Source organism: Rubrivirga sp. SAORIC476, assembly GCF_002283555.1.
Lineage (GTDB): Bacteria > Bacteroidota > Rhodothermia > Rhodothermales > Rubricoccaceae > Rubrivirga.
Genome location: NZ_MVOI01000002.1, coordinates 363,387 through 386,361, shown reverse-complemented (window position 1 = coordinate 386,361; position 22,975 = coordinate 363,387). Strand labels below are relative to the sequence as shown.

Here is a 22,975-nt window from a genome sequence, read left to right as displayed (position 1 = left end):
CCCGACACCCCCACACTCAACTACCCTAGTCTATAGATATGGCATTCGGCCTCCAGCCGGCCCAGCCGGCCCAGAAGAAGTACTACAGCTCGATCACCGTCAGCCTGAGCTCGCCCGAGACGATCCTCGAGCGCTCGTTCGGCGAGGTGCTCAAGCCGGAGACGATCAACTACCGGAGCTTCAAGCCGGAGAAGGACGGTCTCTTCTGCGAGAAGATCTTCGGCCCGGTCAAGGACTGGGAGTGCCACTGCGGCAAGTACAAGCGCATCCGCTACAAGGGCATCATCTGCGACCGCTGTGGCGTCGAGGTGACCCAGAAGTCGGTGCGTCGTGAGCGGTTCGGGCACATCACCCTGTCCGTGCCGGTCGTCCACATCTGGTACTTCAAGAGCCTGCCGAACAAGATCGGCGCGCTCCTCGGGATGCGGTCCAAGGACCTTGACCGGGTGATCTACTACGAGGCGTACGTCGTGGTGAACCCGGGCGGGGCCGTCAACCTCGGCATCGAGAAGGGCACGCTCCTGACGGAGAACGAGTACTTCGACGTGCTCTACCAGATCCGCGAGGACAACAACCGCCTGGCCGACGACGACCCGGAGAAGTTCGTGGCGATGATCGGCGGCGAGGCCGTCGAGGAGCTGCTCAAGCGGATGGACCCGGACATGCTCGCCACCGAGCTCCGCTTCCAGGCCCGCACCGAGACCTCCCAGGCCCGTAAGGCCGAGGCCCTCAAGCGACTCGGCATCGTGGAGGCCTTCCGCGCGGCCAACGCCCGGATGGAGAACAAGCCGGAGTGGATGGTGATGAAGGTCATCCCGGTGATCCCGCCGGAGTTGCGTCCGCTGGTTCCGCTCGAGGGCGGCCGGTTCGCAACGTCGGACCTGAACGACCTCTACCGGCGCGTCATCATCCGCAACAACCGCCTCAAGCGCCTGATCGACATCAAGGCCCCGGAGGTGATCCTGCGCAACGAGAAGCGGATGCTGCAGGAGGCCGTCGACTCGCTGTTCGACAACTCCCGCAAGGCCAACGCCGTTCGTTCGGACTCGAACCGCGCGCTGAAGTCCCTGAGCGACATGCTCAAGGGCAAGCAGGGTCGGTTCCGTCAGAACCTGCTTGGCAAGCGCGTCGACTACTCCGGCCGTTCGGTCATCGTCGTCGGCCCGGAGCTGAAGCTGCACGAGTGCGGTCTGCCCAAGCAGATGGCGGTCGAGCTGTTCAAGCCGTTCATCATCCGCAAGCTCATCGAGCGCGGCATCGTCAAGACGGTCAAGTCCGCCAAGAAGGTGGTCGACCGGCGGACGGCCGACGTGTTCGACATCCTGGAGAAGGTCATCGACGGCCACCCGGTGATGCTGAACCGCGCGCCGACGCTGCACCGACTTGGCATCCAGGCGTTCCAGCCGGTCCTCATCGAGGGCAAGGCGATCCGCTTGCACCCGCTCGTGACAACGGCCTTCAACGCCGACTTCGACGGCGACCAGATGGCCGTCCACGTGCCGCTGTCGCACGCGGCGGTGCTGGAGGCGAGCATCCTCATGCTCGCGTCGCACAACATCATGTCGCCGGCGCACGGTGGGCCGGTTGCGGTGCCGTCGCAGGACATGGTCCTGGGCATGTACTACATGACGAAGGACCGGGCCGGCGAGAAGGGCGAGGGCATGACGTTCTCGTCCACCCGCGAGGTCCGGCAGGCCTTCGACCAGGACGTGGTCTCGCTGCACGCCCGGATCAAGCTCCGCCTCGCGGAGCCGACGTTCGACGGCAAGCATCAGGCGGGCGAGTTCATCGACACCGCCGTCGGCCGTGCGCTCTTCAACGACATCGTGCCCGCTGGCGTCGGCTACATCGACCAGGTCCTGACCAAGAAGAACCTCCGTGGCATCATCGCGGGCGTCTTCAAGGCGACCGACTTCCCCCGCACGGCGGCCTTCCTCGATGAGGTCAAGGACCTCGGCTTCGGGCAGGCCATGCTCGGCGGCCTGAGCTTCTCGCTCTCCGACATCGTGGTGCCGGACGCCAAGGAGAAGCTGATCCAGGACGCCGACTCGCGCGTCGATGACATCCGCTCGAACTACGAGATGGGCTTCATCACCGAGGCGGAGCGGTACAACCAGGTGATCGACGTCTGGACCTCGACGAACAACGAGGTCTCGGACGTGCTCTACACGTCCCTCCAGAACGACCAGGAGGGCTTCAACGCCATCTACATGATGGCCGACTCGGGCGCGCGTGGCTCCCGCGAGCAGATCCGTCAGCTCGGCGGCATGCGTGGCCTCATGGCCAAGCCCCAGAAGTCGGCCGCGGGCTCGGCGGGCTCGATCATCGAGAACCCGATCAAGTCCAACTTCAAGGAGGGTCTCTCGGTCGCCGAGTACTTCATCTCGACGCACGGTGCCCGCAAGGGCCTTGCCGACACGGCCCTCAAGACGGCCGACGCCGGCTACCTGACGCGCCGCCTGGTCGACGTGTCGCAGGACGTGTCGATCCAAGAGCACGACTGTGGCACGCTCCGCGGCGTGCGCATGGAGGCGCTCAAGGACAACGAGGACATCGTCGAGTCGCTCCGCGACCGCATCGTCGGCCGCGTGTCGGTCCACGACGTGCGCGACCCTGAGTCGAGCGAGACGATCCTCCGCCGGGACGACCTCATCACGGACGAACTGGCCGACCAGATCGCCGCGACCGCCATCGAGACGGTCGAGATCCGCTCGGTGCTGGCCTGTGAGGCCAAGCGCGGCGTGTGCGCGCTGTGCTACGGCCGCGACCTCGCCAACGGGCGTCTCGTCCAGACGGGCGAGGCGGTCGGCGTCATCGCCGCCCAGTCCATCGGTGAGCCCGGCACGCAGCTGACGCTCCGCACCTTCCACATCGGTGGCACGGCCTCCCGCATCGCGGCCGAGTCGACCATCGAGGCGAAGTTCGCGGGCACCGTCGCCTTCGAGAACCTCCGGACCGTTACCGACGACTCCGGCGATGTCTCGCGCACGATCGCCCTCGGGCGCTCGGGCGAGGTCAAGATCCTCGACGCGGACGGCAAGCAGCGCATCGCTTACACGATCCCCTACGGCGCCGACGTGGCGGTCTCCGAAGGCCAGTCGGTCGAGAAGGGTGACGTGATCGCGACGTGGGACCCGTACAACTCGGTCATCGTGGCCGAGACCGCGGGTACGGTTCGCTTCCAGGACATCATCGAAGGGACGACCTACCGCGAGGAGTCGGACGAGCAGACGGGCTTCCGCGAGAAGGTGATCACCGAGTCGCGCGAGCGGACGCTGACCCCGGCCCTCGTGGTCGAGGGCGACGGCGGTCGCGAATACACGATGCCCGTCCGGGCGCGTCTCCAGGTCACGGCCGGTGACGTCATCAAGGCGGGCTCGGTGCTCGCCAAGCTCCCGCGTCAGTCGGCCGGTACCCGCGACATCACGGGTGGTCTGCCGCGCGTCATCGAGCTGTTCGAGGCCCGTCAGCCGTCCGACCCGGCGGTCGTGACGGAGATCGACGGCGTGGTCAGCTTCGGCGGTCGCAAGCGCGGCTCGCAGGAGGTGATCGTGACCTCGCGCGACGGCGCCACCGAGAAGACCTACCTGGTGAGCCTTGGCAAGCACCTGCTGGTCCACGAGAACGACTTCGTCCGTGCGGGCGAGGCGCTCTCCGACGGTCAGATCTCGCCGCAGGACATCCTCGCGATCCTCGGGCCCACGGCCGTCCAGGAGTACCTCGTCAACGAGGTCCAGGAGGTGTACCGCCTCCAGGGCGTCGGCATCAATGACAAGCACATCGAGGTGGTCGTCCGCCAGATGATGCAGAAGGTTCGCATCTCCGACCCCGGCGACACGCCGTTCCTGGAGGGGGACCTCGTGGACCGGCTCCAGCTGGAGCGGACCAACGACGAGCTCTACGACAGCTTCGTGGTGGTCGACGCCAGCGAGTCGGACTTGCGCATCGGGCAGTCGATCTCGCGGCGCCAGCTGCGCGACGCCAACTCGACGCTCAAGCGGGAGGACAAGCCGGAGATCGAGGTCCGCGACGCGGAGCTCGCCGTCGCCGAGCCCGTCCTCCTCGGCATCACGCAGGCCGCGCTCCGCACGGACTCGTTCATCTCGGCGGCCTCCTTCCAGGAGACCACCAAGGTGCTCACCGAGGCGGCCATCGCGGCTCGCCAGGACGACCTGCTGGGTCTCAAGGAGAACGTCATCATCGGTCACCTCGTCCCGGCCGGCACTGGCCTCCGCGACTACCGCGACATCGTCGTCGGCAGCCGTCAGGAGCTCGAAGCCCTCCAGGCCACGCAGGACGCGCTCGACCGCGGGCTTGCGACCGGCGACGGCGACCTGCTCGGGGAGCCCGCCTCGCCGAGCGGCGCGGACGACGAGACGCTCGCCGAGATCAACCGCCGCCTGGGTTAGTCCCCGACGGCTCTGACGACCGGACGCCCCGGCTGCTTCGCGCGGCCGGGGCGTCGCCATGTCGGTCCCCCTCGGTCACCGCCCCGAGGTGGGTGCGGGGTCATCGTATCGTAGCGAGCCCCACCCCTCGCTGCTGGTGCATCTCAGACCCCCTTTTATCGCGCTCCTCGTGCTCCTCGGCGGCTGCGACGGCGCTGCCCCAACCCTCCCGATGGAGGAGGAGCTGATCACGTCGCTTTCTGTGTCCGTCGACCCAAGCGGCCGGGCGCCGCTGACGGCCGAGGCGCTGCTCTCGACGAGCCGCCCCGTGTCGGTCGAGGTGACCGTCGAGGGGAAGGGCGGCGCGGGCACCGAGATCCGGCACCGGTTCGGCACTGTCGAGCGTGGGCACACCCTTCCGATTCTCGGCCTCTACCCCGGAGAGGCGACTGCGGTGACGCTGGAGCTGTTCGGCGCCGATGGCGCCTCGCTGGGCACGCGAGACCTCTCAGTGGTCGCGCCCGCCCTCCCGGCTGACTTCCCGGAGGTCACCATCGATGTGGCGCCCTCGGGGACCCTCCAGCCGGGGCTGACCCTTGTGAGCTACTTCGGGCATGCGGGAAGCGCGACCCCGCAGCGGGCCTTCGCCTTCGACGTGACGGGCGCTATCCGCTGGGCACTGGACTTCTCGGGCGACGCCACGTTGGGAGGGCTCTTCTTCGACAACGGGGTGGAGCGGCTCGCGAATGGCAACCTCTACTTCGGGGATGGCAACACGGACCGGATCTACGAGGTGGACATGGCTGGCCGGGTACTTCGGTCCTGGGGGATGCCCGGCTTCACGTTCCACCACAACGTTCTGGAATTGCCGTCCGGGGACTTCCTCGTCACCGTGAACCGGCAGGGGACGACGACGGTCGAGGATCACGTCATCCAGATCGACCGTGCCATCGGCGCCGTCGAGACCGTCTGGGACCTGCGCCAGTCGCTCGACCCGACGCGACGCGCGTGGCCGACCGACCTCGCCGACCTCGATGTCGACTGGTTCCACGGCAACGCGCTCGCCTACGACCCGACCGACGACACCATCCTGGTCTCCGGTCGCACGCAGGGCCTTGTCAAGCTCACGCGCGCCAACCAGGTGGTCTGGATCCTTGCGCCACACCGCGAGTGGCGGTCGGATCTGGCGGCCAAGCTCCTCCAGCCGCTCGACGCCGCCGGGGTGCCCATCACGGACGCCGCCGTCCTCGATGGCGCGGTCCCTCACCCGGAGTTCGAGTGGTCGTGGTACCAGCACGCGCCCGCCATCCTCGCGGATGGGTCCGTCGCGCTCTTCGACAACGGCGACAACCGGGGGTACCAGTTCCCGGGGACCTACAGCCGCGCCGTCGTCTACCGCATCGACGCGGAGGCGCGGACGATCCAGCAGGTCTGGGAGTACGGGCGCGAACGCGGTGCAGAGACGTTTTCTCGTATCGTCTCGGACGTGGACGAGCACCCGGAGGCCGGAACGATTCTCTTCGCGCCCGGGGCCGTCGCCTCGCCGGTCGGGCCGGTCGGGCGCATCGTCGAGGTGGACCGGGCAACGCGGGCGGTTCGCTTCGAGGCGACCGTTCGGGCTCCGCAGGTGCCCTTCGGGATCACGTTCCACCGCGTCGAGCGGTTGCCGCTGTACCCGGATCTCTAGGTCGCCAGGCTCGATCCTGCATCTGTCGGGTCGTCGGGCATCTCGAACTCCAGCGTGATCGTGTGGTCGGCGCCGAAGACGACGGTGCCGCGGAGGCCAGCCAACGCGCCGGTGCCAGAGCCGGGAACGATGCTGCCGAAGGACTGGGGCTCTGCCTCGGGCGCGGCGAGTCCCCCATGCTGCATCACGAAGGTACCGGCGCGTCCACCGAGGCGGCCGGTCACGCGCTCCGACACCATGTATCCCGCGCCGTCGGCCGGGGTCTGAAGGCCGCAGAACAGCCCCTCGCCGACGCTCTCACCGGTCAGGTCGCCCTCGAACGTCTTGGTGAGCGTGACGCGGGTCAGCGCCGGACCGTCCTCGGGCTGGTCGTAGACCGTCGGCTCCCAGGAGGTGACGTCGAAGCGGGCGGTGGCGATCATCGGGAAGGGGGAGAGGGAGTCTCCAGCATACCCCCTCTTGGGGGACATTCCCGCGTCGTCAGCTCCGTTTGAGCGCGAACCCCGCAGCCAGGGCGAACAACGGACCCCACAGGAACCACGGGCCACCCGTCGTGGCCGCGATGGTGCCCGCCACCAGGGACGCACCCGAGAGGAGGCCCGTCCGCAGACCCGACAGGGGCGACGGGTCCGTGCTCCGGATGCGCGACTCGATAAACCGGATGCCTTCAGCCATCAGCGTCGGGCTCTTCACGATCAGGTCCACCAACTCCGGCGCGCCGCGGAAGCTCTCCTTGAGCAGCGCGATCGGGTTGAACTGGCTCATAAAGAGCTTGTTGACGTGCTTGCGGCTCACCTCCGCCACGTCGAACCCTGGCAGGAGCGTCTGGCCGACGCCCTCGAACGTGACCAGCGCCTTCGTCATCAGCACCATCTCGACCGGGAAGTACATCCGGTATTGGCCCGCCAGCCCGACCGACTCCATGATCAACTGGCCGACGTTGACGTCGCCGTGACGTTGCGCGCGGTAGAAGCGGCGGCAGAGCTCCGCCACGGCACGCTGGAAGCCGCGCGGGTCCGCCTTCTTGCCCGCCTCGGACACCGAGGCGAGGTAGCGGGCTGCGTTCTCGGCGTCGCCGGTGACGAGCGAGAAGAAGTAGTAGAGGAGCGTCCGCCGAAGGTCGCCGTCGAAGTAGCCCACCATGCCGAGGTCGATGAAGCCGACCTTGGGGTGGATCTCGCCATTCTTATCGGGCTCCGTGTCGAGCACGAACATGTTGCCCGGGTGCAGGTCGGCGTGGAAGAAGCCGTCCTGGTAGAGCATCCGGATGATGGCGAGCGCGCCCAGGTCCACGAGCCGCTCGCGGGCGTCCAGGGGGAGCGCCGTGCTCGCGGGCGTGTCCGGCCGGATGCCCCGGAAGCGTCCCATCGTGAGCACCAGCCTCGACGAGTACTGGCGGTAGACCTGCGGGAAGAGGATGTCCGGCTGGTCGGCGAAGTTGAGCGCCATCTGCTCCAGGTTGTCCGCCTCGCGTCGGAGGTCGACCTCTCGGAGGGTGTACTCGGCGAACTCGTCCAGCACCTTCTTGGGCTGGTAGCGGCTGAAGAAGATCTGCAGGAAGGAGCCGAAGAAGCCCAGCAGCCGCGCGTCCCGCTTCAGGATGACGTAGATGTGCGGCTTGACGACCTTCAGGATTACGTCGTCGCCCTCGACAGTCGTCGCAGCGTGGATCTGGCCGATGGAGGCGCTGCCGAGGGGCTTCGGGTCGATGAAGGAGAACATCTCGTCGACCGGGCGCCCCAGGCCCTTCGCGATGCGGTCGAGGTACTCCGGAAACGGCATCACCGGGAGCCGGTCGAGCAGGTTCTTGAGCTCCTCCGTGATGAACGGCGGCAGCAGGTCCTCGCGGAGGGCCAGCACCTGCCCGAGCTTGATGTACGTCGGCCCGAGGATCTCCAGCCGGCGCCGGAGCTGCTGCTCGATGGGCAGGTCCCGCAGGTCGCGGCGGACCAGTGGACGGACGAAGAACGCGGCCAGCTTGATCAGGAAGAGCGCGAAGCCCTTCACCATCGGGAACTGGTCGCGGTCTCGCGCCACCGCCACGGCGCTGCCGTACACGAGACCGGTGGCGTTGCGGAGCGTCGTGAAGTAGCGCCGCGCCAGCGACGGCGGCTCGCCGACGTCCATGACCTCGAACCCTGCGCGCCGGGCAACCTCGGTGCCCTCGTCGAGGGCGGGCACGTCGCCGGTGCCGGATCTCCGGCGCAGGCGGGCCAGCCGCCGGAGGTCGGCCGCGACGGCCTGCTCGCTCTCGGGCCGAGGGAACGACACGGCCCGCGAAGGCCCCGGGGCGGGCGGGCGGGTCGGGTTGGCGCGGACCGGGCCGGGGGCCGCCTCCGCGTGGAGCGTCGCCTCGGGGCTGTCGCCGGTCGGACCTGCCGGACGGGCGTCGCCCTCGTCCGCGACCTCCTGCTCCGCCTCGGTGATGGAGGGCGTATCTCGGTGGGGGAGGGCGTCGCCGTCCGCCCCGTCGCCTTCGAAGGTCGCCGCAGGCGTCGGGCCGTCAGCCGCCGCGTTGGGCGGATGCAGGCCTGGCGCCGCCTCCGATACGGGGACGGGCTCGGCGTCGGGGTCGCGGTCGGGTGCAGACATGGGCGTTGGACGTGGAGCGTGGGCGGTCGGTTCGCGCCCGGCTCCTCCGGTCCGCTACCGGTTGCGCCCGAACTTCTCGTGGCTCGACACCCAGTCGTTCGACGAGATCGCCGAGGCGAGCGAGACCTCGCCCGCGAGCACGACGCCCGCGATGATCTCGGCCAGCTTGTGGACGCCGCCCTTGCCGTAGCAGCCGAGCATCTCCAGACACTCGCGCTGGGTGGCGAGGCCGGTGCCACCGCCGTACGTCGCCACGATCAGGCTCGGGATCGTGATCGAGAGGTAGAGGTCGTCGTCGTCGGTGTGCTCGGCATAGAGGATCGCCGCGGACGACTCGGACACGTTCGCCACGTCCTGGCCGGTCGCGATGAACATCGCCGTGATGCCGTTCGGCGAGTGCAGGCCGTTGTTGTTGGCGCCCGACAGCACCGAGCCGATGCCCGCGGCGACGCCCCAGTGGTAGGCCAGCCCCGCGGGCTCGACGCGCATCACCTCGCGGAGCACGTCACCGGAGATCTTGCACTCGGCCGTGACGCGCTTGCCGCGGGTCTTCATGATGTTGACCATCGACGCCTTCTTATCGGTCGCGAAGTTCGACTCGAGGTAGAAGCGGCGGATGGTGTCGTTGTTCTCCAGAATCCAGGAGCACGCCGCGAAGGTGGCCCGGCCGACCATGTTCTGGCCCGCCGCGTCGCCGGTCGAGAAGTTGAAGCGGCTGAAGGCGAAGTGGTTCGAGAGGTACGTGTCGATCTCCTTGAGCTTGCCGACGCTGGTCGTGGACTCGGCCTGGGCGGCGATCTCGTCGAAGTGCTCGGCGAGCCACACCTTGAAGTCGCGCGCGCCGCGGGCATCCTCGAAGATGAACACCGGCGCCCGCTGCATGGCGTCGTCGGAGATGGTGCACTTCACGCCGCCGGACAGGTTGAGCACCTTCATCCCGCGGTTGTAGCTCGCGACCAGCGTGCCCTCGGCGGTCGCCATCGGAATGAGGAACTCGCCCTGGGCGTGCTCGCCGTTGACCATCAGCGGCCCCGCCACCCCGATCGGCACCTGGGCCACGCCGATGAAGCTCTCGATGTTGCCGCCCGTGATGTGCGGGTCGAACGAGTAGTGCTTGACGTGCTCGAACGCCTTTCCGGTGTACTCCTCCACGAACGCCTGCCGCTCCCGGATGGCGGCCTCGGAGAAGTCGTCGGTGCGGTCGCGGGGGACCGTCACGCGGTCGGGCCGTGCCGGGGCGACCGAGTCCTTGACCTTGAACGACAGGCTGCCCATGCCTTCGATCGAGAACGCCAGCTTCAACTCGTGGACCCCCTCGTCGGCCGTGACGCCGGGCACGTGGATGGTCACGATCTTGCGCAGCGGGAAGTCCACGGGGTTGGCCGCCGAAATGCTGGTCGCTGGCCGCGTGCTGCCGTCGTCCAACGTGAGCGTCAGTTGCTCGGCGCCGACCGTCCTCCCATCCACCGTGACGCTGGCGAGTTGGGTCAGCTTGGCATCCGTGAGCCGGTTCTTGAGGCTGAACGCGACGCCGTCGCCCGTCGGCGTGAGGCTCCCGTTGGTGTAGAGCTGGCGGAGGACGAGCGAGGGGATCTTCATCGGGGGCGGGGAAGGAGGGGAGGTGAACGTAACTCGAAAGCGGTTCCGGGGTTCACAGCCGGGGGGCGGGACCACAGCCGCGCGGTGGGATGCTCCGTCGGCGTCCGGTCCTGCGTTCGCTTACACCTCCCGCCACATCACGTAGTGCGGCCCGATGCCGGGGATGTCGAACTCGGGGCCGACGGCGGCCATGCCGAGGCGGGCATAGAAGGGGACGGCCACGAGCCGGGCGTTGCACCACAGCACCGACCCGCTGCGCTCGCGCACTACGGCGAAGCACTCTTCCAGCACGAGCCGCCCCAGCCCGGCGCCGCGCGCGGCCTCCGAGGTCGCCATGCCGCGGAGGCGCCAGCTCGCACCGTCGGCGTAAGCCGTCTCGGGGATGGCGTCGCGGTTGTCGTCCGGCGGCGCCTCGGCGTAGATCGTGCCGACGCCGTGCACCGCGTCGTCGCCGTCGAGGTACGCAGCGACGTGGACGGCGACGGTCTCGTCCTGGTCGTACGTCGCCAGCCGGTCGGTCCAGGTGGGACGGAGGATCGCCGTTCGCAGGGGGCGGACGACGGCAGCGGGGACGCGGCGGACGGTGGGCATCTCGTACTGGTAGAGGAGGGGGGGGTGCCGGGCAGCGCGAGGACGGACAGCAAACTACCGGACCGATCGTGCCCTGGCGCACGGCTCGACCCGGAGGTGGGAGGCGATGCACGTCCGGTTCTGCAGTCGAGGCCCGTACCGGCACCGGGGTCCGGGTTGATCCTGAACCTCGTGCCCCGTACAATTCTCGGGCTGTCGGTTCCATACGACATGTTTCGTGCTCACTCGCTTTCCTCCTTCGGCATGTGCTTTCGCTACCTCTCGACGCTCTTCCTTGCCGCCAGTTCGCTCGCCGTTCAGGCGCAAAGCGTGACGGCCTCCAACCCTCGCAGCCTGGTCGATGCGCTCCAGTCGGCGGGGTACCGCGGGGAACTCGACGCCGACAGTTCGGGCGACCCGCTGGTTCGAAGCGCCTCGGAGGGGACCAACTGGGCGATCTACTTCTACGGCTGTGAGAACAACCGGAACTGCTCGTCTGTGCAGTTCCACGCCGGGTTCGAGGTCAGCGACAAGCTGCCCCTCGCCACCGCCAACGAATGGAACCGCAGCTGGCGGTTCGGCTCGGCGTACTCCGATGTGAATGGGAACGCCCACCTGCAGTGGGATCTGAACCTGGACGAAGGCGGCATCAGCCGGGCGCTCTTCCTCGATACGCTGGAGTTGTGGAACCTGGCCGTCGGGCGGTTCCGGGACCACATCGGCCGATGAGCGGAGGAGAGTAGGGACCGGTCCGGCAGGCCCTCCACGAGCGGGGCAGAAGCTGGACCGACCGCGATCCGCGAGATCCCTGTGGGAACAATGGTCGTTCAAACAAATAAATGGGACGCCGACCCGGTCGGCATCCCTTCAACCATCCCCCTGTTCCCATGCCTACGCTCCAGGAATCCGTCGCCGACCTCAACGCCCGCATCCTCCAGGGCGACATCCTCGGCGCCTTCGAGGACTACTACGCCGACGATGTCGTCATGATCGACCAGGGCATGCCGCCCCGTGAAGGCAAGGACGTCAACCGTGCCTATGAGGAGGCCTTCGTGAACGGCCTCACCGAGTTCCGCGGCGCCGAAGTCAAGGCTGTCGGCATCGACGAAGAGGCTGGCAAGGCGCTCGTCGAGTGGTTCTTCGACTTCACCCACGCGGACTACGGCTCGCAGACCTACGACCAGGTCGCGGTCCAGACGTGGAAGGACGGCAAGATCGTCGAGGAGCGCTTCTACAAGATCGCGTAGCGCTTCGCGGCCGGACCTTCGTCCCGCTCCGCCCGCCTCGGCCGCTGTGCCGAGGCGGGCGGTTTCGTGTGGAGCCAGGCGCAGAAATCGTGCGGGCCAATGAGCCGGTCGGGGCGGAGATGTCGTCTTCCTGATCGACCTCTTCTCCTACGACCATGACACGACGGCTACTGGTTCTCCTCGTCACGCTCCTCGCGCCCGCGGCCCTCGCGCAACCCTGCACCACGTCCTGGACCGACGCCGCCGGCGGGGCCTGGGCGGACGGCAGCAAGTGGGACAATGGCGTCCCCACGGCGACATCGGTCGCCTGCATTACGCTGGACGGCACCTACACGGTCACCGTCGGTGGCATCACCACCGACGTGCTCCGCCTCGGGGCCACATCGGGGACCCAGACGCTCGTCGCTGGAGGCACGCTCGCCTTCAGCACCTCGGCCGAGATCTCGGCCAACGGCGTCTTCGAGTGGACGAGCGGGTACATGACCTCGGGCACGATGACCAACTCGGGCCTGATCCGGCTGACCGGCAGCACGGGCTCGCGCGGCGTTAATGGCACGACGCTTCGGAACCAGGGCACGGTAGAGCACAGCGGCACCGGGCTGTTCTACATCTACCTGGGAGGGCGTGTCGAGAACACGGCGGAGTGGACCGTGACCGAGGCGGGAGACCTGGTCGGCTCGACCGGCCCGGGCACGTTCGCCAACGAGGCGACCGGCACCCTCACCAAATCCGGCGGCGGGCTGTCGACCGTCAGCGGCGGCAACCTCACGTTCGACAACGCCGGAGTCATCGACGTACAGGAGGGCGAGTTCCGCTTCGACAGGCCCTCGCTCCACACCGACGCGACGCTCACCACCGCCAGCGAAGCCGTCCTCCGGTTCAACACCGGCGGCGCGACGTTCGTCGGCACCATCGCGGGCGAACAGGCGGGCACGCTGCTCACCAACGACACCATGGTGGCCGGGGCGGGTGCCGAGTGGGCGTTCTCGGGCACCGGCATCGAGTGGACGGGCAACTACCTCAACGCGGGCACGCTGCTCAACTCGGGCCTGATCCGGCTGACCGGTACCACCGGCTCGCGCGGGGTGCGCAACGCCGACGTGGTGCTGCGCAACGAGGGCACCGTGGAGCACTCCAGCACGGGCGCGTTCTACGTCTACCTGGCCGCGGCTGTCGAGAACGCGGCGGTGTGGAACGTGACCGGCGCGGGCGACTATCTCGGCTCGACCGGCCCGGGCACGTTCGTCAACGAGTCGACCGGCACCCTCACCAAATCCGGCGGCGGGCTGTCGACCGTCAGCGGCGGCGGCCTCACGTTCGACAACGCCGGAGTCATCGACGTACAGGAGGGCGAGTTCCGCTTCGACAGGCCCTCGCTCCACACCGACGCGACGCTCACCACCGCCAGCGAAGCCGTCCTCCGGTTCAACACCGGCGGCGCGACGTTCGTCGGCACGGTCTCGGGTGAGCAGGCGGGCACGCTGCTCACCAACGACAACATGGTGGCCGGGGCGGATGCCGAGTGGGCGTTCTCGGGCACGGGCATCGAGTGGACGGGCAACTACCTCGACGCGGGCACGCTGCTCAACTCGGGCCTGATCCGGCTGACCGGTACCACCGGCTCGCGTGGGGTACGCAACGCCGACGTGGTGCTGCGCAACGAGGGCACCGTGGAGCACTCCAGCACGGGCGCGTTCTACATCTACCTGGGAGGGCGTGTCGAGAACGCGGCCGTCTGGGACGTGACCGGCGCGGGCGACTTGGTCGGCTCGACCGGTCCGGGCACGTTCGTCAACGAGTCGACCGGCACCCTCACCAAATCCGGCGGCGGGCTGTCGACCGTCAGCGGCGGCGGCCTCACGTTCGACAACGCCGGAGTCATCGACGTACAGGAGGGCGAGTTCCGCTTCGACAGGCCCTCGCTCCACACCGACGCCACGCTCACCACCGCCAGCGAAGCCGTCCTCCGGTTCAACACCGGCGGCGCGACGTTCGTCGGCACGGTCTCGGGTGAGCAGGCGGGCACGCTGCTCACCAACGACAACATGGTGGCCGGGGCGGATGCCGAGTGGGCGTTCTCGGGCACGGGCATCGAGTGGACGGGCAACTACCTCGACGCGGGCACGCTGCTCAACTCGGGCCTGATCCGGCTGACCGGTACCACCGGCTCGCGTGGGGTACGCAACGCCGACGTGGTGCTGCGCAACGAGGGCACCGTGGAGCATTCCAGCACGGGCGCGTTCTACGTCTACCTGGCCGCGGCTGTCGAGAACGCGGCGGTGTGGAACGTGACCGGCGCCGGCGACTATCTCGGCTCGACCGGTCCGGGCTCCTTCGCCAATGCCATCTCGGGACGGCTGACCAAGGCAGGGGAGGGGACGCTGACGCAAGTGACCGGCGGGGGGCTCGTCTTCGAGAACGCAGGGCGCATCATCGTCGAGAGCGGGGAGCTCGATATCAATCTCCCGTTCACGCACGCCTCGACCGGGGCCATCAGCGGAAACGGAACGCTGGATGTCCTCGGCGCGGGCGCGCTGATGCTGGACGGCATCACCAAGCCGGGGTCGTCGCCGGGCCTGCTGATGTGGGAGGGCGACTGGTCGCCGACGGCGGAGGCTACGCTCGGGATCGAGGTCACGGGCGCGACGCCGGGCACCGAGTACAGCCAGCTGGCGGTGACGGGCACGGCCACCCCCGGCGGCCTGCTCCGGATGGCGTTCCTCGACGGCTACACCCCGGAGGTCGGTGACACCTATACCATCCTCACGTGCGTGACCGCGTGCACGGGGGAGTTCGACGAACTGGGCCTCCAGCCCGGCATCGGAGCCACCGTGACCGTCGAGGCGAACGAGGTCGTGGTCACGATCACCGAGGTCGGCCTCACGATCTCACGGTTCCAGCCCGCAGGCCAGTTCATCGTGGCTCCGGAAGGCGGCCAGTTCCGGATCAAGACGGTCACGGCCAACCCCACCAGCGCGGCGATCTCGACGCAGACGTGGACCACGCTGACACAGCCCGACGGCAGCACCATCGACCTCACGGGGGCGCAGCCGCTCGACCTGGCGCCCGGCGAGACCTCACGCAACGCGACCCTGATCGTGCTGGATGGGGAGGCGGATGCGGGCTTCTACACCTACCGCCGCTACGCTGGGACGCAGGGCGTGGACACGCTGGCGGTCGGCATCTACGAGTTCGAGAAGGCGACCCTCGCCGCACGGGAGGAGGTGCCGGAGACCGACTTCCTCGCGGAGCCGAACGAGACCGTGGTCGAAATCACCGCCGGCGAGGTCACGGTCGACGGTATGCCGACGGACGACGAGGAGTCTCCGCTGGCGGCGGGGCTGCCGACCGAGACTCGGCTCCGCGCGCCGTTCCCGAACCCGGCGTTCGGTCGCGCGACGGTGGCGTTCGACCTGGCCGAGGCGTCGGAGGTGCGGGTGGCCCTGTACGACATGACGGGCCGCGTGGTGGCAGTGGTCGCCGACGGTCCGGTGGCGGCGGGCCGTCACGCGGTGCCGCTCGACGCGTCACGGCTCTCGACGGGCGTCTACGTGGTCCGGCTGACGGCCGGGGCGCTCGACGCGACGCAGCGCCTCACGGTGGTCCGGTAACTGCGCGGAGGTGGCCGCGCAGTCCCGCCCGCCTCGGAGTGTGTCCCGAGGTGGGCGGGGTCGGGTCAATAGGGCGGGTTGAGCGTCTCGGGGTCGGCCGGGGCGTTCTGGAGCTCCCAGTCCTCGAAGCGCGCGAGGTCGTCGCGGATGGCCTTCATCACATAGGCCACCACGACGGCGTCATCCAAGAACCCCGTTCCCAGGATGAAGTCCGGGATCAGGTCGGCCGGGGTGACGAAGTAGAGGAGCCCGGCGGCGATGAGCACGATGCTCTTCCAGGGCAGGTGGCGGTACTCGCCGCGCGCGATGGCCGAGGCGAGGCGCGTCAGGCGCGGCATGTCGGCGCGGAGCGAGCCGATGCGGCTGCGGTCGTCGCGGAGCTGGGTCTGCGCACGGCGGATGATGGCGCGGAGGCGGCTCGGGTGGGCGGCGAGATCCTCGGCGTCGTCCTGGACGAGGCGGAGGCCGCGGCGGGCGGTGGAGCGGTCGGAGGTGGACACGGCGAGCGGGGGGGAGGCAGCGGCAACGTACGGTCTCGCCCCAACGCTGCGAGACGGGTTCAGGTGCCCGGCCCCGACGCACCGGGTACCTTCGCACGTCACCCGTCCGACCGATGCGCCGCTTCTTCGCCCTGGCGAGCCTGCTCGCCACCCCCGTCTTTGCCCAGCCCGTCCCCGAGGCGACCCCCGCCGCCGTCCGCCTCGATGCGGCCGTGGAGCGAGCCGGACTGGCCGAGCGGTCGCCGGTCGCCGAGGTCCCGTTCCGGTCTGTCGGCCCGACCGTGATGAGCGGGCGCGTGACGGACGTCGAGGGGAAGGTCGGCGACCCGTCCACCTTCGTCGTCGCCTACGCCTCCGGCGGGGTGTGGATGACGCGCAACGGCGGCGCCAGCTTCACGCCGCTCTTCGACCAGATGCCGACCCTCACCATCGGCGACGTGGCGGTCGACTGGGCGGACCCGGAGGGCGACGGGCCGACGCTGTGGGTGGGCACCGGCGAGGCCAACTCGTCGCGGTCGTCGTACGCCGGCACGGGCGTCTACCGGAGCACCGACGGCGGCGCGACGTGGGCGCACCTCGGGCTGGAGGAGACGCACCACGTCGGTCGCATCCTCCTCGACCCGGCCGACCCGGACGTGGCGACGGTCGCGGCCGTCGGCCACCTCTACTCGTCCAACCCCGAGCGCGGCGTCTACCGCACGACGGACGGCGGCGCGACGTGGACCCGGACGCTGTTCGTGGACGACGAGACCGGCGCCATCGACCTCGTCCGCGACCCCGGCGACCCGGCGCGGCTGTATGCCAGCACGTGGACGCGCGAGCGCCGGGCGTGGGACTTCCGCGAGGCCGGGCCGGGCTCGGCGATCTGGGCCAGCGACGACGGCGGCGCGACGTGGAGCCGCCTCTCCGTCGAGGGGTCGGGCTTCCCAACGGGCGCCGAGGTGGGCCGCATCGGGCTGGACGTGCACCCGAGCGGGGCCGTGTTCGCGGTCGTCGACAACCAGGCGCGGCGGCCGGACGAGCCCGACGAGGACGCGCCCGCCGTCACGCGGGACCTGCTGCGGACGATCTCTCGTGAGGCGTTCCTCGACCTGACCGAGGCGGACCTGAACGCCTTCCTGGATGCCAACAACGTCCCCTACAACTACACCGCCGAGTCGGTGCTGGAGGACGTGCGCGACGGGCGCATCGCTCCGGCTGACCTCGTGGCGTACCTGGAGGATGCCAACGCGCAGCTGTTCGATACGCCGGTCATCGGCGCGGAGCTGTACCGCTCGGACGATCAGGGACGGACGTGGACACGGACCCATGAGGGCTTCCTCGAGGACCTCTACTACTCGTACGGCTACTACTTCGGCATCGTCAAGGTGGACCCGGCGGACGTGGAGCGGGTCTACCTGCTGGGCGTCCCGCTGATCGGATCGGTGGACGGCGGCGCGACGTGGCAACGCGCCGACGCCGACCACGTCCACGTCGACCACCACGACCTCTGGTTCGACCCGACGCGGCCGGGCTTTCTGCTGTCCGGCAACGACGGCGGCCTGAACCTGAGCTACGACGCGGGCGCGACGTGGACGAAGCTCAACACGCCCGCCGTGGGCCAGTTCTACACGGTGCAGGTGGACGACGCCGAGCCCTACAACATCTACGGCGGCTTGCAGGACAACGGCGTGTGGGTCGGGCCGAGCACCTACGAGGCGTCGCCCGAGTGGCAGGCCGAGGGCCACTACCCGTACCGGCGCCTCTTCGGCGGCGACGGGATGCAGATCCAGGTGGACGATCGCGACGGGACGGTCTACACGGGCTTCCAGTTCGGCAACTACGCGCGGATGCATCGGAGCGGGGAGGGCCGCGCCCAGCGGACGGTGCCGCAGCACGAGTTGGGCGAGCGGCCGTTCCGCTTCAACTGGCAGACGCCGATCTGGCTGAGCCGGCACCTGCCGGACGTGCTCTACTTCGGCTCCAACCGCGTCCACCGGTCGCTGGACCGGGGGGAGACGTGGGAGGAGCTGAGCGACGACCTCACCTCGGGCGGGCGCCCCGGCGACGTGCCGTACGGGACGCTGACTTCGATCCACGAGTCGCCGCTGGAGTTCGGGCTGCTGGCGGCGGGGTCGGACGATGGGCACGTGTGGGTGACCGAGGACGGCGGGCGGACGTGGCAGGACCGGAGCGCCGGGCTTCCGGCCGACCTGTGGGTGAGCCGCGTCGAGCTGTCGGGCCACGCCCGCGAGCGTCTGCTGATCGCGCTGAACGGCTACCGCTGGGATCACTTCGCGAGCTACGTCTACACCTCCGACGACCTCGGGCAGACGTGGACGCGCATCGGCACCGACCTGCCCGCCGAGCCGGTGAACGTGGCCAAGGAGGACCCGGCGAACGGCGACGTGCTCTACGTCGGGACGGACGGGGGGCTGTACGTGTCGCTGGACGGCGGGGCGACGTTCGCCGCGTTCCACGGGCAGCGGGCCGCGGCTCCCGAGGCGGCGGGTCCGTTCGCCTCGGCGCAGGAGGGCGTGCGGCTCCCCAACGTGCCCGTGCACGATCTGGTGGTGCAGGCGCGGGAGCGGGAGCTGGTCGTCGGCACGCATGGGCGGTCGATCTGGATCGCGGACGTGGGGCTGGTGGCGCAGTTGACGCCTGAGACCCGCGCCCAAGCGCTGCACGTGTTCGAGCCGCCCACGACGGAGCACCGGTCGAACTGGGGAAGTCGGTCCTACACCTGGGCCGACCCGCGCGAGCCGTCGGTCGATCTCGCGTACTGGACGACGGGCAGCGGAGAGGCGCGCGTGCGCGTGCTCGACAGCACCGGCGCGGTGGTCCGCCAGTGGAACGACGCGGCGGAGCCGGGCCTCAACCTGCTCGCCTATGACCTGCGGGCCGACCGCGCCCTCGCCGACGGCGCCGAGGCGGGGGAAGACACGGGGGCGTTCTACCTCGTGCCGGGGGCGTACACGGTCGAGGTGACGCTCGGGCGCGACACGTCCACGGCGGCGCTGACGGTCGAGGCCGGGCCGGAGCCGCCCAGCCGGGCGCGGAAGAAGATGCCCTGACCGGGGAATCAGGCGGTCGCGACAGGCGTGCTTCCTGCCGATGAACCGCCCCTGTCGGGTGGCGGCGCGCCTCTGCGAGCCGGTGGACAGGCTCCCCGGGGAGGTGGGGTGCCACGGCGGGCGGGAGGAACGCGATCGAGACGGTTGTGGGATCTGTCCGACACGCTCGGCTCCCCGATTCCGACGCGGGTCCGGGTGAGTCGCTGCTTTCGCAGAGTCTGCCGAACCAGGATGTTGAGCGTGCCTCTCGGGGCCACTCTCTCCACCTTCGACTCCCACATGTCCATTCGTACTTCTGCCGCCGCGCCCGTCCGCTGGCTCCGCCGCCTCACCGTCCTTGTCGCGCTCGTCGTGGCCGCGCCCGCCTTCGCCCAGGGGGCGGTGCTCGGCGCCTCGCTCCAGGACGCCCTGTCCTCCGTCACGAGCCCGCTCTCCACGCTGGAGGTCGTCGTGACCTACGACCAGGAGGGTCCGCTCTCGCTCGTCCAGCGGACCGCGCTCAGCGCGCTCGGTGGCGGCGGCGTCTTCTTCGAGAGCCTCCCGATCGCGGGCATCGTCGCGACGCCAGCCCAGATCGGACAGATCGCGTCGCTGCCCGGCGTCACGTCGGTGTGGCTGAACGAGGAACTGCAGTACTCCAACGAGGACGCGCGTCAGCTGACGGGCGTGGACCGGCTCCGCACCGACCAGTCGCTGCGCACGAGCCAGGGCCTGCCGTTCTCCGGCCAGGGCGTCGCAGTGGTCGTGAACGACTCGGGCATCGACGCGACGCACGCGGACCTGCCGATGGGCACGAAGGTGCTGGAGAACGTCCAGGCGCTGACCAACCTGAACGCGCTCTCGACCCTGTTGCCGATCTCCTACATCGAGGGCACGCCCAACACGGACACCAACTCGGGCCACGGCACGCACTGCGCGGGCACCGTCGCCGGGCTGGGCGTTCGCAGTGGCGGCCTGTACGAGGGCGTCGCGCCGGGCGCGAGCCTGGTCGGCTACGGCTCGGGCGGCGTCATTCTGATCCTGGACGGCCTAGGGGGCTTCGACTACGCCATCACCCACCAGTTCTCGTTCGAGGACCCGATCCGCGTCATCACCAACTCGTGGGGCTCCGACGGTGAGTTCCAGCCGGAGAGCCCGATCGTGCAGGCGTCGTACCGCGCCTACCAGCGGGGCATCAACGTCCTGTTCGCGGCGTCCAACTCGGGGCCGGGCGAGGACACGCACAACATCTACGCGCAGGCGCCGTGGGTCATCTCGGTCGGCGCGGGCACGAAGACCGGCGCGCTGGCCGACTTCTCCAGCCGCGGCCAGAAGGGCGAGAGCTACGACTTCCAGACCTACGACGGCGAGACCTGGACCTACACGAACGACGTGAGCATCACCGCTCCGGGCGTCGACATCATCTCGACGCGGGCGCTGACCAACGGCGGCGCCAACGGCGGAGAGGGCGACGTGGACGCCATTCCCCCGGCGTTTCTGCCCTTCTACACGATGATCTCGGGCACGTCGATGGCGACCCCGCACGTGGCGGGCATCGTGGCCCTCCTGCTGGAAGCCGATCCGACGCTCGACCCGCTGGAGGTCAAGGCGGTGCTGCAGCGGACGGCGACCAACATGCCGGGGCGTGAGCCCTGGGAGGCGGGCTCGGGCTACGTCAACGCGCACGCCGCGGTCGCGTCGGTGCTCGGCCAGCCGGTCGGCTCGCAGCGGATGGTGAACCAGTTCGCGCCGTTCCGCTCGGAGGCGCTCCTGGTGGACGCAGGCTCGTTCCCGGTGTCGGCCTTCTTCAACCCCGTCGGCGAGCCCGAGACGGTGTCGTTCGAGGTGCCGGAGGGCGTGACGCTGGTGAAGGCCCGCGCGACGGTCCCGGCCAACACCATCGCGATCGTGCTGACCGACCCGGCGGGCAACCGCTACGGCTCGGGCATCACGCTGCCGGTCCTCGGCGAGGTCGCCGCGGTCGCCGCGCCCGGCATGGCCGGGACGTGGACGTACTCGGTGAGCGGCATCGGGAGCGTCTCGGGCGTCGGCCTCGACCCGCTCGGCGTGACCAACGGCACGGCGCTGCCGGGTCAGATCGACGCGGTCGTGTCGCTGGTGGCCACGGACGGCTTCACCGGCCTCGACGACACCGAGGGGCACCCCGCCCGCGGCTTCATCGAGACGGCGGTCGTGGAGCGTCTGGCCGACGGCGTCAACAACCGCTGGTTCCAGCCGGATGTCCGCCTGCGCCGCAACGACATGGCGCGCTTCCTGGTGATGGGCACGGGCGTCCGCCAGGCCGTCCCCGAGGACGTGCCGGACTTCCCGTTCGTCTCCGGTGGCTTGCAGCCGTACTTCGAGGCCGTTCTCGCCGACGGCGGCGCGCTCAAGGACCGCGACGGCTTCGACGGCCCGGTGCTCCAGCTGGTGGAGGGGGAGGCGGCGCCGGACCGCGGCGTGACGCGCCCCGAACTGGCGTACTCGCTCGTGAGCGCCCTCGGCCTCCAGGGCGTCGCCGACGGCTACACGGGCGACGTGTTCGCCACCTTCCAGGGGGAGCGGATCCGCCTCGCAGACAGCGACCAGATCCCGGCCGAGTACCGCGGCTACGTGCAGCTGGCCCTCGACGCGGGCCTGCTCAACGCCACGTTCTCGATCGTCAACACGATCCCCGGACCGGTGGTGATGGCGCGCTTCGGCCCCAACACGTGGGTCACCCGCGCCGACTACACCGTCGCGGCAGTTCGCCTGCACGACATCTACGACAGCGTGGACCCGGATGCGGTCGCCGCCGGGGGCGCGGCTTTCGCGTCGGCGCCGTCGGCCCGCAGCAGCGCGGTCGTCAGTGAGGTGTCGCTCGAGGCCAACGCGCCCAACCCGTTCGGCGCCGAGACACAGATCGCGTTCACGCTCGCCGAGGCCGGTCCCGCTCGCCTCGCCGTCTACGACGTGCTCGGCCGCGAGGTCGCCGTCCTCGCGGACGGCCCGATGGCCGAGGGCCGTCACGAGGTCCGCGTGGATGCCGCCGGTCTCTCGACGGGCACGTACGTCTACCGCCTCTTCGCCGGTGGCCAGTCGCTCGTCCGGCAGATGACCGTCGTCCGCTAACGTGTCTGGGGAAGGACACCGACGCGGGGCGTCTCTTTCGGGAGGCGCCCCGCGCTGCGTTCAGGTCTACCGGCCCGTCGCCTTGTCGAAGGCGTCCGCGAGGCGGCGCCCGGCGTCCGCGGAGAACTGGGACAGCATCGGCTCGTCGTCGGACGTCGCGCTCTCGAACGGCGACGGCTGGCCGTCCACCATGTCGATCTCGATGCGGCCGTTCTCGTAGCGGAGGTCGCGGACCTCGTCCAGCGGTACGCTGACGCTGGCCGCCAGCCCCTCGGCGACGGCGCCGGTGACGGCCCTCGCGATGGTGCCGCCGAGCCCGGTCTCGTCGGCCGTCTCGTCGTCCATCTCGGACTGGATCTCGTCGCGGAGCGACTCCGAGAGGCGCGAGAACAGCACCTCGTCGGTCACGCCGAGTTCGATGTGTCCGTCGTCGGTGGTGACGACGTCGACGAGGGAGCCGGGCAGCTCGGAGGTGACTGCGAGGTCGCCGAGGTCGAGGTCGATGTCGCCGGTCGGACTATCCGCCTCGGGGGCGGACTGGATCGTCTCGTCGTCGGGGGAGGGCTCGTCGGGAGCGTCCGGGGAGCCGCAGGCGGCGAGGAGCAGGGCGGGGGCGAGGAGCAGGGCGCGGGTCATGG

The 22,975-nt window shown here is 69.7% G+C and carries 13 protein-coding genes; 7 read left to right on the top strand and 6 right to left on the bottom strand.

Features of this window, described 5'->3' with window-relative positions; genetic code table 11:
* Positions 1 to 38 precede the first annotated feature (38 nt).
* A complete protein-coding gene (rpoC, locus tag B1759_RS01765; RefSeq protein WP_095513310.1) occupies positions 39 to 4,409 on the top strand; it encodes a DNA-directed RNA polymerase subunit beta' in 4,371 nt (1,456 codons plus the stop codon).
* A gap of 136 nt (positions 4,410 to 4,545) precedes the next feature.
* Positions 4,546 to 6,075 (top strand): aryl-sulfate sulfotransferase, encoded by a 1,530-nt coding sequence (locus B1759_RS01760; RefSeq protein WP_158225066.1) that lies wholly within the window; start codon positions 4,546 to 4,548, stop codon positions 6,073 to 6,075.
* Here the strand turns inward: B1759_RS01760 and B1759_RS01755 are convergent.
* The 4 genes from B1759_RS01755 to B1759_RS01740 form a co-directional block, all read right to left on the bottom strand.
* Positions 6,072 to 6,497: a DUF3224 domain-containing protein gene (locus B1759_RS01755; RefSeq protein WP_158225065.1), complete on the bottom strand. Its 426-nt coding sequence runs from the start codon at positions 6,495 to 6,497 to the stop codon at positions 6,072 to 6,074. The two genes, B1759_RS01760 and B1759_RS01755, sit on opposite strands and share 4 nt — an antisense overlap.
* Positions 6,498 to 6,555: 58 nt before the next feature.
* Positions 6,556 to 8,667 carry an AarF/ABC1/UbiB kinase family protein gene (locus B1759_RS01750; protein ID WP_095513307.1) on the bottom strand — a complete coding sequence of 704 codons (2,112 nt, stop codon included), beginning with the start codon at positions 8,665 to 8,667 and terminating at the stop codon, positions 6,556 to 6,558.
* Between the two features lie 54 nt (positions 8,668 to 8,721).
* Entirely contained in the window at positions 8,722 to 10,266 is a 1,545-nt protein-coding gene (locus tag B1759_RS01745; RefSeq protein WP_095513306.1) for a hydroxymethylglutaryl-CoA reductase, read from the bottom strand.
* Between the two features lie 120 nt (positions 10,267 to 10,386).
* Positions 10,387 to 10,857 carry a GNAT family N-acetyltransferase gene (locus B1759_RS01740; protein WP_095513305.1) on the bottom strand — a complete coding sequence of 157 codons (471 nt, stop codon included), beginning with the start codon at positions 10,855 to 10,857 and terminating at the stop codon, positions 10,387 to 10,389.
* Between the two features lie 243 nt (positions 10,858 to 11,100).
* Here B1759_RS01740 and B1759_RS01735 point away from each other — a divergent pair, with 243 nt between their 5' ends.
* The 3 genes from B1759_RS01735 (at position 11,101) to B1759_RS01725 (ending at position 15,694) form a co-directional block, all read left to right on the top strand.
* Positions 11,101 to 11,565: a YbjN domain-containing protein gene (locus B1759_RS01735; protein ID WP_158225064.1), complete on the top strand. Its 465-nt coding sequence runs from the start codon at positions 11,101 to 11,103 to the stop codon at positions 11,563 to 11,565.
* A 158-nt stretch (positions 11,566 to 11,723) separates the two neighbouring features.
* Positions 11,724 to 12,083 carry a nuclear transport factor 2 family protein gene (locus B1759_RS01730; RefSeq protein ID WP_095513303.1) on the top strand — a complete coding sequence of 120 codons (360 nt, stop codon included), beginning with the start codon at positions 11,724 to 11,726 and terminating at the stop codon, positions 12,081 to 12,083.
* Positions 12,084 to 12,238: 155 nt separating this feature from the next.
* The gene (locus B1759_RS01725; RefSeq protein WP_095513302.1) at positions 12,239 to 15,694 is read left to right on the top strand and encodes a T9SS type A sorting domain-containing protein; all 3,456 of its coding nucleotides are present in this window, start codon (positions 12,239 to 12,241) and stop codon (positions 15,692 to 15,694) included.
* A 65-nt stretch (positions 15,695 to 15,759) separates the two neighbouring features.
* Here the strand turns inward: B1759_RS01725 and B1759_RS01720 are convergent, their stop codons facing one another.
* Positions 15,760 to 16,194, bottom strand: coding sequence for a YkvA family protein (locus B1759_RS01720; protein WP_095513301.1), 435 nt, complete (start codon positions 16,192 to 16,194; stop codon positions 15,760 to 15,762).
* Positions 16,195 to 16,307: 113 nt separating this feature from the next.
* Between B1759_RS01720 and B1759_RS01715 the strand changes: the two genes are divergently transcribed.
* Positions 16,308 to 19,247 carry a sialidase family protein gene (locus B1759_RS01715; protein WP_095513300.1) on the top strand — a complete coding sequence of 980 codons (2,940 nt, stop codon included), beginning with the start codon at positions 16,308 to 16,310 and terminating at the stop codon, positions 19,245 to 19,247.
* A 279-nt stretch (positions 19,248 to 19,526) separates the two neighbouring features.
* Positions 19,527 to 22,337 carry a S8 family peptidase gene (locus B1759_RS01710; RefSeq protein WP_158225063.1) on the top strand — a complete coding sequence of 937 codons (2,811 nt, stop codon included), beginning with the start codon at positions 19,527 to 19,529 and terminating at the stop codon, positions 22,335 to 22,337.
* A 66-nt stretch (positions 22,338 to 22,403) separates the two neighbouring features.
* Here the strand turns inward: B1759_RS01710 and B1759_RS01705 are convergent, their stop codons facing one another.
* Positions 22,404 to 22,973 carry a hypothetical protein gene (locus tag B1759_RS01705; RefSeq protein WP_095513298.1) on the bottom strand — a complete coding sequence of 190 codons (570 nt, stop codon included), beginning with the start codon at positions 22,971 to 22,973 and terminating at the stop codon, positions 22,404 to 22,406.
* Positions 22,974 to 22,975: the final 2 nt, after the last annotated feature.